Origin of the sequence: Veillonella tobetsuensis (assembly GCF_002959935.1) — a bacterium.
GTDB lineage: Bacteria > Bacillota > Negativicutes > Veillonellales > Veillonellaceae > Veillonella > Veillonella tobetsuensis.
This window is the reverse complement of record NZ_PPDF01000014.1, coordinates 58,938-71,577: the sequence shown is the minus strand read 5'-3', so window position 1 is coordinate 71,577 and position 12,640 is coordinate 58,938. Positions and strand designations below refer to the sequence as shown.

The 12,640-nt window shown below is 41.1% G+C and carries 11 protein-coding genes; 2 read left to right on the top strand and 9 right to left on the bottom strand.

Going from position 1 to position 12,640, the window contains the following annotated elements; genetic code table 11:
• Positions 1-143 precede the first annotated feature (143 nt).
• From VTHSUH11_RS09145 to VTHSUH11_RS09105, 9 genes are all read right to left on the bottom strand, one after another.
• Positions 144-719 (bottom strand): DUF805 domain-containing protein, encoded by a 576-nt coding sequence (locus VTHSUH11_RS09145; protein ID WP_105093452.1) that lies wholly within the window; start codon positions 717-719, stop codon positions 144-146.
• An 8-nt stretch (positions 720-727) separates the two neighbouring features.
• Positions 728-1,708 (bottom strand): DUF805 domain-containing protein, encoded by a 981-nt coding sequence (locus tag VTHSUH11_RS09140; protein WP_105093451.1) that lies wholly within the window; start codon positions 1,706-1,708, stop codon positions 728-730.
• Between the two features lie 176 nt (positions 1,709-1,884).
• Positions 1,885-2,676 (bottom strand): tryptophan synthase subunit alpha, encoded by a 792-nt coding sequence (gene trpA / locus VTHSUH11_RS09135; protein ID WP_005382019.1) that lies wholly within the window; start codon positions 2,674-2,676, stop codon positions 1,885-1,887.
• Positions 2,669-3,862 carry a tryptophan synthase subunit beta gene (gene trpB / locus VTHSUH11_RS09130; RefSeq protein WP_105093450.1) on the bottom strand — a complete coding sequence of 398 codons (1,194 nt, stop codon included), beginning with the start codon at positions 3,860-3,862 and terminating at the stop codon, positions 2,669-2,671. Before trpB ends, trpA begins: the two co-directional genes overlap by 8 nt.
• Positions 3,863-3,868: 6 nt before the next feature.
• The gene (gene trpCF / locus VTHSUH11_RS09125; protein ID WP_105093449.1) at positions 3,869-5,320 is read right to left on the bottom strand and encodes a bifunctional indole-3-glycerol-phosphate synthase TrpC/phosphoribosylanthranilate isomerase TrpF; all 1,452 of its coding nucleotides are present in this window, start codon (positions 5,318-5,320) and stop codon (positions 3,869-3,871) included.
• A gap of 3 nt (positions 5,321-5,323) precedes the next feature.
• Positions 5,324-6,334, bottom strand: coding sequence for an anthranilate phosphoribosyltransferase (gene trpD, locus VTHSUH11_RS09120; RefSeq protein WP_105093448.1), 1,011 nt, complete (start codon positions 6,332-6,334; stop codon positions 5,324-5,326).
• Positions 6,335-6,697: 363 nt separating this feature from the next.
• Positions 6,698-7,264, bottom strand: a complete 567-nt coding sequence (locus VTHSUH11_RS09115) for an anthranilate synthase component II (RefSeq protein ID WP_009661771.1) — start codon at positions 7,262-7,264, stop codon at positions 6,698-6,700.
• Positions 7,264-8,733: an anthranilate synthase component I family protein gene (locus tag VTHSUH11_RS09110; RefSeq protein ID WP_105093447.1), complete on the bottom strand. Its 1,470-nt coding sequence runs from the start codon at positions 8,731-8,733 to the stop codon at positions 7,264-7,266. Before VTHSUH11_RS09110 ends, VTHSUH11_RS09115 begins: the two co-directional genes overlap by 1 nt.
• Positions 8,734-9,142: 409 nt before the next feature.
• Positions 9,143-10,072 (bottom strand): DUF805 domain-containing protein, encoded by a 930-nt coding sequence (locus VTHSUH11_RS09105; protein ID WP_105093446.1) that lies wholly within the window; start codon positions 10,070-10,072, stop codon positions 9,143-9,145.
• A gap of 327 nt (positions 10,073-10,399) precedes the next feature.
• On the opposite strand from VTHSUH11_RS09105, the gene VTHSUH11_RS09635 reads away from it, so the two are divergent.
• On the top strand, positions 10,400-10,597 hold the full coding sequence (locus tag VTHSUH11_RS09635; RefSeq protein ID WP_244900014.1) for a hypothetical protein: 198 nt from the start codon (positions 10,400-10,402) through the stop codon (positions 10,595-10,597).
• Positions 10,598-10,690: 93 nt separating this feature from the next.
• On the top strand, positions 10,691-12,628 hold the full coding sequence (locus tag VTHSUH11_RS09100; RefSeq protein WP_244900013.1) for an SEL1-like repeat protein: 1,938 nt from the start codon (positions 10,691-10,693) through the stop codon (positions 12,626-12,628).
• Positions 12,629-12,640: the final 12 nt, after the last annotated feature.

The following is a 12,640-nucleotide window of genomic DNA, read 5'->3' as shown; positions in this document are numbered from 1 at the left end:
AATCAAACTAATTATCTTCATCTATCATTCATTTTACAGGATTTTTCAATATAGTCAATAAAACCTAGGTTAAACTTTTATAAACTTTCTAGGGTATAGTAATAAAACCTCGTTTTACCAAATGATAAAACGAGGTTTTATAGTTATTGCAAGCCACTTGTGTTATAAGCTATCCACGCAGCTGGAATAAAATCATATACAAATACCCAAATGTATAAAATGATTGCAAGAGCTCCCATCGTTACGTCTTCACGCAATGATGCAGTACGCTCTATTCCAATTTGCTCTTCTTCGGTAGGAGTAACTACAACATATGAAGTTCTTTCTCCATACGCATTTGATGAAACATCTCCTTGTTTAACAAAATCAGATAGCAGTACAAAAAAACCAACAATAGGTATTAATACCATAAACAATGTCATTCCACTCCGCCCAATATCATGCAATCGCCGACAGGAATAAGCGATGGTAGGCATTAAATAGATCAAATGCATTATAATAAATAGCCAGATCGTATAATCACTTATATCAGAATTTTCTCCAAATATCATATCCACTATAATACTAAGAACACCTAAGCTATTTATGATAATCTCTCGACTCACCATGAATCGCCAAAATTCACTCCGACTAGCGCGTCCTGAAAAAGTAGCATATTGCTTAAATCCGCGTTTAAGGGCTTCCATATAGCTAACATCATATATCATATTTTGTTCCATGGGTCCCCCTATCTACGCTCATATGGTGTAATGGATTCAATACGCCATGTTTCATACTCATATATCATATGTACAGCCACATTGTTTGGATAGTCTTTTTCTTTGAAAGTCATATCAAAATCAATATGTTTAATATCATCGTCATCTACATATACACCATCAAGAAAGAAAATACTGATTTCTCGTCCATGATTTGCTTTCACGGACTTAACCCATTGATCATAGGTGCCATATCTTTCACGCTCTCTATGAGCAAGCAAACGATACGCAGCTTGGTATTGCTCCTTATTAAGATTTGTATAATACTCAGTCATGACCTGTTTAGCAGAACTGACAGCTGTATCACTATCAAGTGTTTTTGCTGCTAAGGTCATAAAAGCGCCCGGTTCCATCCGTAAATACGCTTTGATTTCCTTGTGTGTGGCAGAGTGAAAACTATATAATCCTATGGACCAAAACAAAATAGTAATCAAAGTCGCTAAAATAACGCTCTGTTTACCATAGGACTTAGGCGCTTCTTGCCCCTCTTCAGCATCAACATTTAGCACAGACTCATAGGTATTGCTAAATTGGTCCATTTCAAGATCAGATTCTAGTAGATTCGGACTTTCACTAGCAACAGAAGACACCTTAGAATCACGCAATAGCAAAACAATGACAATCAGAATACCTATATACGGAATAAATACCAATAGTAGCAGCCATTCGCTCGTATTAGTATCGCGAAGTCGACATACCATAGCGCCCAAATTAGGCAGCGTAAGTGCCATAAAAGCTACCACCCATACTGCAAATGCGATGGCAACCATGTACACATAAAGCGCACTATTTTCTGATAATAGCCCTAAAACAGCTATAATGAAACCAAACAGCAAATGTTCTACTAGCATGAATTTCCAAAAGGCACTACGAGAAATAGTACCAGAAAACTCACAATAGCGATCCATTATATTCTCTTTTATCGTATCAATCACTAACTGTCGTATCATGAAAATTCCTTTTCTCAAACAATATATCTAGAATAATCATACCAAATATATTAATTATTTCTCAATGAGTAAAAAACTACACACCCCCCATATGTATTGAAATACTTGTAGCACTATATACAAATAGGACCTATCCATCGATAGGTCCTTATTATCCGTATGCTATAAATCAACTATTATGCGCCAGCCTTTAACACCGCTTGTTTCATAGATTGTACGTAATCAAACAATGCTTGATCTGCATTTTCCCCATGTTCAGCAATGATTTTAACAATAGCGGAACCTACGATAGCACCATCGGATACACGCGCCATAGCTTCCGCTTGTTCAGGCTTGGAAATACCGAAGCCAACGGCTACAGGAATATCTGTGTATTTGCGAATGGTTTCAACGATGGATTTAATATCCGTCTTGATTTCGCTACGCATGCCGGTAACGCCCAAGGACGATACACAATACACGAAACCTTCCGCTTCTTTTGCGATCATTTCGATGCGATTTTCAGATGTTGGGGCAATCAAGGATACTACTTCAACACCATGCTTATGAGCAATTGTTCCAAGTTCACCTTTTTCTTCAAACGGCATATCCGGCACAATAACGCCAGAAATGCCAACCTCTTCACAGAGGGTAAAGAATTTTTCACGACCGAATACATAGATAGGATTTAAATAGGTCATGAATACGAGTGGCACTGTCACCGCATCATCACCAGTACGCAAACGGCGTACCATATCAAAGATATCGTGAATTTTTACACCTGTAGACAATGCACGCGTGCTTGCCTCTTGGATAACTGGGCCTTCCGCTGTCGGGTCCGAGAACGGAATACCAATTTCCACCATATCAGCGCCAGCTTTCACCATGATGCGAATATACCGTTCCGTGTTCTCAATACCATGGTCACCAGCACTAATAAATGGGATGAATGCCTTGCCCTTTGTGAAAGCGTCTTTAATTTTACTCATGAAGATCCACCCCTCTGTATTTCGCCATAGCCGCAACGTCCTTATCGCCACGACCAGATAAACAAATAATAATGATATCGTCCTTACTCATTGTAGGAGCAATTTTACGCGCATGTGCCACCGCATGAGCACTTTCAATAGCAGGAATAATCCCTTCTAAGCGGGATAGGTATTCAAACGCATCTACTGCTTCATCATCTGTAACAGGTACGTATTCAGCACGACCACTGTCGCGCAAGTACGCATGTTCAGGTCCAATGCCAGGATAATCAAGGCCTGCAGAAATGGAATATACTGGTGCGATTTGACCATCTTCATCTTGGCAGAAGTAGGATTTCATACCATGGAAAATACCTACTGTACCATTTGCCATCGTAGCAGCATTCATATCTGTATCTACGCCATGTCCAGCTGCTTCACAACCAATGAGGCGTACACCTTCATCAGGAATGAAGTTATAAAACATCCCCATCGCATTGGAGCCGCCACCAACACAGGCCATAACAGCTGTTGGCAATCTACCTTCCGCTTCGAGAATTTGTTCACGCGCTTCACGGCTGATGATGGATTGGAAATCGCGAACGATCATAGGGAATGGATGCGCGCCCATAACGGAGCCCAACACATAGTGTGTATCGGACATACGATTTGTCCATTCGCGCATAGCTTCGGATACAGCATCTTTCAATGTGCTAGTACCTGTTGTTACAGGATGTACCTTTGCGCCCAACAATTCCATGCGATATACGTTGAGCGCTTGGCGTTCACAGTCCTCAGCACCCATGAATACTTCACATTCCATGCCCATCAATGCGGCTACCGTAGCTGTTGCTACACCGTGTTGACCGGCCCCAGTTTCAGCGATTACGCGTGTTTTACCCATCCGTTTTGCCAATAGCATTTGGCCAATTACGTTATTCAATTTGTGAGAACCAGTATGGTTTAAATCTTCCCGTTTCAGATAAATTTTAGCACCACCAAGATCTTTTGTCATACGGTCTGCATAATACAAAAGGGATGGACGACCTGTATATTTTTTATGTAAATCCTCAAGTTCGCGCACGAACTCTGGATCATCTTTGTACTTATTGTACGCTTCTTCCAATTCGATGACTGCATTCATCAATGTTTCTGGCATAAATTGACCACCGAAGGCGCCAAAATAGCCATGTCTTTGTTCACTCATATAACTTTACCTTCCTATACTCTTCACAATCTTGGTGAAAGCTGTAATCTTCTCATCGTCCTTCACACCATTTGTTTCAATGCCACTGCTAATATCAATACCATATGGACGAACCGTCCGAATCGCACGAGCCACATTTGTACTGTCGATACCTCCAGCTAGCATGAATGGACGTTCAAAAGCACCTAAAGAGGACCAGTCGAATACTTCTCCTGTACCGCCCCTCTCATCTTTATGATATGCATCAAAGAGAAGCATATCTGCACTGCTATCGATCCACTTCTCTACATCTGCCGCACTTCGGATTTGGACCGCCTTCCAAACCTCTACATTAGTACGTTCTTTTAAGGATTGGATGAAAGCTTCATCTTCATCACCATGCAATTGCACTGCATCAAGATTGGCTTCATTAGCAATGGTAACGAGATTGTCTACTGTTTCATTTACAAAAACACCAACAGTTTTTATGGTATCATTCTTATCATGTTCTGTATCTGAGCCATATTTTTTGGCATATCCTCTGTGTAGTTCTTCAACTAATATTTTAGCTTGGTCAACAGTAACTTGTCGTTTGCTCGGTGCAAATACCAATCCCATATAGTCTGGTTTTGCTTCTACTACAGCAGGGATTGTTTCAACCTTGGAGATGCCACACATCTTAACCTTTGGTGTGTAATAGGTTGGGCCATAAAGGTAGGCCAATTTTTCAACCTTGTTAGGAGAACGCATGAAGGTTTCCCCCATCAAGGCTACACCGATATTATTATCCCGCAATACTTGGATATCTTCTGGCGTTTCAAGACCACTTTCAGATACAAAGATCACATCGTCTTGAACGAGATTACGCAAGCGCACACTATTTTGTACGTCTACCGTAAAGTCTTTCAAATTACGGTTATTAACACCAATAATGCGTGCCCGACAATCGATAGCCATTTGTACTTCTTTTTCGTCATGAGCCTCTACCAAGGAAGACAAGCCAAGAGAGTCCGCTAACTCACGGAACTTGGTCAATGTTGGTACATCGAGGCATGCACAGATTAATAGGATTGCACTAGCGCCCCATACCTTTGCTTGGTAGATTTGGTATTCATCGATGATGAAGTCCTTACGAAGTACAGGGATTTTGACAGTGCTTGCAATTTCTTGCAAATATTTTTTATCACCTTTAAAGAAGTCTGGCTCCGTCAAAACAGAGATAGCCGCAGCACCAGCCACTTCATATTCTTTGGCGATATCTAAATACGGGAAGTGCTCTGCTATGATGCCTTTTGATGGAGAGGCCTTCTTTACTTCACAAATGAAGTTAAAGTCTTGCTGACGAAGGGCTGCTTCAAAAGGAAATCCTGTATCAGATGGTAACGCCAACGCCGCTGCTTTTACAGCCTCAGGTGATTCTATCTGTTTTTCTTGGGCTACCCGAATTTTGGTAGCCTCTATAATCTTATCTAAAATCAATGGTTATACCTCTTGTGTTGCTTTCACAAATTGTTCCATTGTGGCAAGAGCCTTGCCAGAATCGATCATATGTTTTGCCTCTTCAATGCCCTCTGCTAATGTAAGGCCATCTTTTGCAAGGTAAATGGCCATGCCAGCATTGAGAAGAACTGCGGTGCGTTTACCGCCTTGCTCACCACCGAGAACGCGGCGTGTAATCTCAGCATTTACTGTTGCGTCGCCACCTTCAAGCTCAGTTTTATCAGCGTATTCGAAACCATAGTCCTTAGGATCAAATTCGTAGCTTGTGAAAGTACCATTATTAATTTCGCATACGTACGTTTTGTTGGTAGCCGTAATTTCATCAAGGCCATCGAAGCCGTGTACCACAGCACCGCGTTTCACACCAAGGTTAGCCAATACATGAGCCAATGGCTCTACCAAGGATTTATCGTAAACGCCCATCAACTCAACCGTAGCACCTGCTGGGTTCGCCAACGGCCCAAGGATGTTGAATACCGTACGAACGCCTAACGCTTTACGTACAGGGCCTGCATATTTCATAGCTTGGTGGTATACAGGAGCAAACATGAAGCACATATTGGCTTTATTGAGAACTGCCTCGTTTTGTTCACCGTTAAGCTCTAATTTAGCGCCTAATGCTTCGATCAAATCAGCAGCACCACATTTACTAGATACACTGCGGTTACCATGTTTCGCTACAGGAATACCTGCGGCAGAAATGATAAAGCCAGATGTAGTAGAAATGTTGAATGTATTCGCTTCATCGCCACCAGTACCTACGATTTCAACTACTGTTTGCTCGTGCGGAACAGAACCAGCCTTTTCACGCATAACCTCAGCAAAGGCTGTAACCTCATCTACAGTAGGGCCTTTCGCTGCTAGAGCACATAAGAAACCAGCCATAGGGACTTCGGCTACGTCTCCGCTCATAATTTTGTTCATTGTATCCTTTGCAAGGTCATAAGATAAATCTTGACCATGGGTTACTTTATATAATGCTTCTTGGATCATTTATAACTCCTTACTTGTTGTTCATTTTACTTCTGTTCAACGGTAATAGGGCATAGACTCTCATTCATATCGCTTGTGGATTCACAGGGACCTATTCCCTCCACCGGCCGGGTCTGACTTCGGCCTGCGGCCTTCGCAGGGCCAAAGTCGGGACTAGAACCCTGTGAATCCACAATAATACTACGACATTTAGTCCTCTATATGCCCTACTACCTGCTAGAACCGCTATCAAAATGAACAACAATTAAATATTTAAAAATGTTTCTGCGGCGCTGGGAAGGAAAACGGCGATGCCGTTTTCTTACTTTTGCGTTTAAGGAAACAAATGATTCGTATATTTCTAAAGTCCTATCGTCCGCTACATCAGCGACTTAAGAAATTGCGAATCATTTGTTCCCCATTTGGTGTCATGATGGATTCCGGATGGAATTGCACGCCGTAGATTGGGTAGTCTTTGTGTTCTACGCTCATTACTTCGCCGTCGTCTGTAATGGATGTAACAATGAGTTCGCTTGGCATAGTTTCGTCAATGATCGCCAAGGAGTGGTAGCGTGCTACTTCAAATTGTTCAGGTATGCCTTTAAGGATTTTGGATGGGTGTACTTGTTTGGCTACGCTTTGTTTGCCGTGCATCACTTGTTTTGCGTAGGAAACGGTGCCACCGAATACTTCGCCGATGGCTTGGTGTCCGAGGCATACGCCAAGGATTGGGAATTCGCCTTTGCATTCGCGCAATAGGTCTTCGTACACGCCCGCATCAGCTGGTCTGCCAGGTCCTGGTGAAAGTATCACGTAATCTGGTTTCAACGCACGAATTTCTTCAACTGTTAATTCATCGCTGCGGATGACTTTAATATCTGGATCGATAGAACCTACTAATTGGTATAAGTTAAAGGAGAAGCTATCGTAATTATCTATAAGGAGTACCATTATTCTACCTCCTGTGCATCTGTAATTGCGGAAATCATGGATTGGCCTTTGATCAAGGTTTCGTTATATTCACTAGCAGGAACACTATCGCGAACGATACCAGCGCCAGCGCGAACATAGACCTTACCGCCTTTATTCATAGCCATGCGGATGCCGATACATACGTCCATGTTACCGGAGAAATCGATGTAACCTACAGCGCCGCCGTATACACCGCGCGGGCTTTTTTCAAGTTCATGTAAAATTTCGATAGCACGAATTTTAGGAGCCCCGGACAATGTGCCAGCTGGCAATGTAGCACCGATAGCATCGAGAGCATCTTTACCGTCTTGAATGTCGCCGCTTACAGTAGATGTAATGTGAATTACGTGGGAGAAACGTTGTAACATGTGTAACGCCTCTACTTGTACGGAACCGAATTTAGCAATTTTGCCTAAATCGTTACGGCCAAGGTCAACGAGCATATTATGTTCAGCCAACTCTTTTTCGTCATTAATGAGTTTTTCCTCAATAGCGAGATCCTCTGCTTCGGTTTTACCGCGGCGCATAGTACCTGCAATTGGGAAGGTGTACATTTTACCATCCGTCAATTTTACCAATGTTTCTGGAGAGGCACCTGTAAGCTCTACATCGCCACCAGATAGGTAGAACATATATGGAGATGGGTTCAACGTACGCAATACGCGGTACGCATTTAACAAGCTGCCATCGAACTCAGCTTCACGGCGGTTAGATACAACACATTGGAAGATATCCCCTTCCTTAATATAATGCTGTGTCTTTTTAACAACTGCTTCGAATTCGTCCTTTGTAAATTCAGAAGTGAACTCTGTTTTAAGGATGCCTTTTGGAATGTCCGCCTCTTTACCGTTTACTACGAGATCAGCTAGTGCTTTTAACTCGAGCTCAGCCTTGTTATAATTGCGTTCCAAATCGCTAGTGCTGATATTAGCAATTAAGTAGATTTTGTTTTTGTAATGGTCGAATGCGATTACTTTGTCGAAGAGCATAAGGTCTACATCGTTGACCATAGCAGAGTCATCATCTGGTGTTGGGAAGTCCAATGTTGGCTCGATGTAGCGAATGTATTCGCAAGCGAAGTACCCTACAAAGCCACCTGTAAAGGTTGGTAGCTCTTCTAAGCGAGGGCTTTTATATTGGCTCAAAATATTGCGAATTTCTGCAGCTGGGTCAGAGCATTCAAAAGTACGCGTTGTACCGTCTTTGATAGTCATTTTATGATTTTTGCAGAAGAGCTCAATCTTAGGATCGTAGCCCAAGAAGGAGTAACGGCCCCAATGATTACTATTATCCGCACTTTCAAGCAAGTACGTATGACTGCTCACTTGTTTTAATGTTTTCAACACACTAATCGGTGTGCGTACGTCGGATAAAATTTCCATATATACAGGCACGATATCGTAGCCCGGTGCGATAGCTTTCACACGGTCAAGACTAGGGAAAATCATGAGAACCTCCATCTGGCGTTTGCCAATAAAAAAACTCGCCCATGACAATGTAACGTCAAGGACGAGTCTATAGTTCTATTTTTACAAGAGTATTAGAAATACTTGTATTATGCTATAAATCGCGGTACCACCTTGTTTGAATGCAACGCATTCCCCTTTCGCAGGATACTAACATATCCCTCACGACTAACGCTCGTGTGACGTCGCACCATACTAGGAATGAAATTCATTCTTTTCCATGCGCCCTCGGTGGTCCATTTAATAAGCTGCGTACTACGGGTTCTCAGCTAATCCCGCTCTCTGTGAGTGCATTTCCTATTTTTATCTCCACCTCATCGGTTTCTTTTAGGCGAGTATAAAATTATAATCTGATTATAATGTTTCTATAGAATGAAAGTCAAGGAGAATCTTAACTTTCAATATGCCAAGATTTTTTAAACAAAAGATGATAGCTAACAAAAATATTAATATACGGAACGAAAAGACCAATAATCCATAACCCACTTAACAGGGAATCATGAAGTCTACGTATGCCTAATGTAATCATTGCTAAAGCTGGCCATATCAGGATAACCATAAAGCCCCACTGTGGTATATAAAGAGGTATACCAACCTGAACAATTAACGATACTACGGATATAGCCATATACATAATGACATCCATGAAAAGACGAGATCCTACAAGACCAACCCAAAAAGCTGATACGGAAGCTCTTCCTTTAATATCAAATGGATTAGCAAATAAAACATCCCATATACAACCACACACATAGTCGAATGTACCAATATCTTTATCTTCACTAACGGTGGAGCTTCTATTGTAGGCAATAATATAGTTATTATAGCTATCCCGCCCTTCATCTAAGCCATACTTATTAAAATCAGGCACACTAAGAGGCAACGCAAAACAAGCCAAGATAAAATACTGCCAGAAAAATCCTTCCCAATAAAAGCCTGCATTGATAAAGGTTTCAGATATAGATTCCCAACTGAAACTCATCCCCCAATACACCCACAAACTTAGGTATGCTATGGGTACTAAGATCATATACCACAAGGATGACCCACAGTCATTTAGTCTACGTTTGAGGATAAAAATAGATGCAATTACATGTATAATCTGTAGACATCCAAAATAAATATAAGACAAATACTGACTATCTTGCAGTGGACTACCTTGAATAAGCACTACCAATAAACCAAATATAAGATAGGCTAAAAATTTACTAACCATTAAGCCAAGTACCCCCCACAAATATGCTAGTCTGCCTATCCTTTGATTCACTCGCAACATTTCTATATTTTGTTTAAATAGTGAAATTTCATTATGTAACCACATTAAAATAAAGCTCTCTTCTCTCTCATACCGAAGGATATCTACAAATTAAAGCTATGTAAACATAATCAATACAAAAACATATAGATAAATAATAATATAAAGCTCAAAATGCGGCAATCATCATATCAAAATTTATATTTCTCATATTCATCCCTTTTATTGTTATATCATACCCAGTTTTCTATCTATTCTAATATAAATAATTAAAATTGAATATATTATTCCTCAAGCAATTGATAATTTATATTGTTTTCCCCTAAACACTAATAGTATACTGAAATTACATATGTTATCAGCTTCTACTGATTATTATGCGGAGGAGAGAGCATGAGTTTTTATTTTACTGATCAAATACAGCAGTCTTTCAATAAAATATTTCATCAATGTAATAAAGATATCGCTTGGGAGGGTAAGGCCGAGCTTGATGCCCTTGTGAAACTTGACGAGGAAGGCCAAAAGATTCCGGGTATCGGCGATGTGTATGCTATTTTAGCGCGCGTCTATTCTGGCCCTCAGTTCACCTGAATTGAAGCAGGCTTTCCTGAAGATGACACAAAGGCGTATAGTTATTTACATACGGCTATTCGCAAAGGCAGTGCCATCGCTATTTTACAAGCTATGCGTACCTCTGGTGCCCTTACACCAACTATTGAAAAAGAGTTGCCTATGACAAAGGACCAAGCATTCCAGCGCGTCTATGAAGGCGCCCAAAAGGGTTGTTCTTACTGCGCCTACGCCATTGCCAATGTATTCCAATGGGGGGATTACCACATCTTACCATCGGCTCAAAAGGTGGCTAATGAAGGTGAACCATCTACCTTTGTCCGTTTCTTAAAAGGCTTGTTTGCCCAAGCAGATCAACGTAGGTTCGCAAATAAAATAACTACCATTGCTCAGAAATGGTTGCGTAAATCCGCCGAAGCAGGCCTTATTATTGCATACCGCAACTTACGCATTACCTATATAGAGCAAGATAATAGTGCAATGGAAGAACAAGTCATTTTTGAAGGGGCTGCAGCAGGTTTGCCACTCATGATGTATTTAGCTGGCGATATTTGTAAGTCTCGCGAGGAGCATGAACGAGCTCTCGAATATTTTGAGCGCGGTGCCGCCATGAATAATGGCATGTGTTTGCGTGAAGCTGCCGAGTACTATGCAAAACCATGTGAGTCTAACAAAAGAATCCTTCAGGATATTCAAAAGGCTCTCAGATACTACGAGCGTGCTGCTATAAGCCCAGATTATTTAGACTTTAACGACCACGCTTATGTTACAATGCAAGCCATCATTCTTCGCACATTGAATATCGATGGTCAGTCCCAAGACTGGTCTCGCATCGCTCACTTATTACAACAACCAGCTATTTACACTCTCGACACTATTTGGCCGTATCTCGCTTATGTATTTACTTTCAAAAAAGGTAATACCCCTGCCATAAGAACCGCCATAGAGTGCGTTAATAAGGCTAGCAAATGTTTCGATAGATACGGTAGTTATGACTATGCGGACCATCTATGGCAACTAGCAGCCGGCTTTTGCTACGAAATTGGTGCCATTACAAAAGAACCTGATTTAGACCAAGCCGTTACGTTCTACGAGCATGCTCGTGAAAGCATCAATCGTCTCAACACAAGAAACGATAATTGGTTAGGCACTGGTGAGCCGTTGGCAATTCCTGACGAAGCATCTGAGCGATTAGAAGCCTTTGAACTCGTTGATGGACATTATCAGTACAAAGAAGGGATAACGCAATCTTCTACAACATGTAATCCTATGCCCCCTGCATGGCCTCAAAACTCCGTAGATGTATTAGAAATCTTCGAGAATTCTACTACGGGTTGGCGCACGAATAAATACGACTGGAATTTCATTCAACGGGAATGGGATACACAAAAATATCTCAGCTTTATCATCTATGATAATCGTCAATCCATAGAAAACATCATTTACGATGTGTATAGTATCGTTATGTTCCACAATGAAGACAAAAACTCTTGTACTATCTATCTATACGGCTACAGCGAGGATCCTGCGGAATGTGATGAAACCTTGGAGCCTACGATATATGAAATAAGAGACTATAAGGAGATGTCTATTTCTGAAGGTCTCGGTTTAATTAAAGAATTCTATGATCATGCTACATTGCCTGTAATTGATGAAAACTGGGAGAAACAGTACAAAAATACTACGCCTCCTCGAGAATATGTATTAACTTGTGACAACGATATCTTCTACCTCAATCAATATGAACTTTCCAATCAAATGATTAAGGATGCCTTAGAAGGCGTAGCCAATGGCACGTATGATATCATTGCGGTTCGCCCATCTAACCTCGACGATCCGGGTATTAGCTACTTCATCGAGCGCGGAAAAGGTAAAAACTTACACATTTCTCTCTATATCACTATAGAAGATGACGTAGAAGATGACATCGTATATGGCTTTAAACGGGAATCTAGCAACTTAACCTCTATTAACTACTGGATTCAAGAATCTATAACAAGCAATAAACTTCCGGACTTAAGCGATTGGGAAGAAGTTAAAAAGAAAGACTAAAGGAGGGATACT

Coding starts and splice junctions, on each gene's coding strand:
- VTHSUH11_RS09145 (WP_105093452.1), bottom strand. CDS start 719: ATGGAACAAAATATGATATATGATGTTAGCTATATGGAAGCCCTTAAA.
- VTHSUH11_RS09140 (WP_105093451.1), bottom strand. CDS start 1,708: ATGATACGACAGTTAGTGATTGATACGATAAAAGAGAATATAATGGAT.
- trpA (WP_005382019.1), bottom strand. CDS start 2,676: ATGAGTAAAATTAAAGACGCTTTCACAAAGGGCAAGGCATTCATCCCA.
- trpB (WP_105093450.1), bottom strand. CDS start 3,862: ATGAGTGAACAAAGACATGGCTATTTTGGCGCCTTCGGTGGTCAATTT.
- trpD (WP_105093448.1), bottom strand. CDS start 6,334: ATGATCCAAGAAGCATTATATAAAGTAACCCATGGTCAAGATTTATCT.
- VTHSUH11_RS09115 (WP_009661771.1), bottom strand. CDS start 7,264: ATGGTACTCCTTATAGATAATTACGATAGCTTCTCCTTTAACTTATAC.
- VTHSUH11_RS09110 (WP_105093447.1), bottom strand. CDS start 8,733: ATGATTTTCCCTAGTCTTGACCGTGTGAAAGCTATCGCACCGGGCTAC.
- VTHSUH11_RS09105 (WP_105093446.1), bottom strand. CDS start 10,072: ATGTGGTTACATAATGAAATTTCACTATTTAAACAAAATATAGAAATG.
- VTHSUH11_RS09635 (WP_244900014.1), top strand. CDS start 10,400: ATGAGTTTTTATTTTACTGATCAAATACAGCAGTCTTTCAATAAAATA.
- VTHSUH11_RS09100 (WP_244900013.1), top strand. CDS start 10,691: ATGCGTACCTCTGGTGCCCTTACACCAACTATTGAAAAAGAGTTGCCT.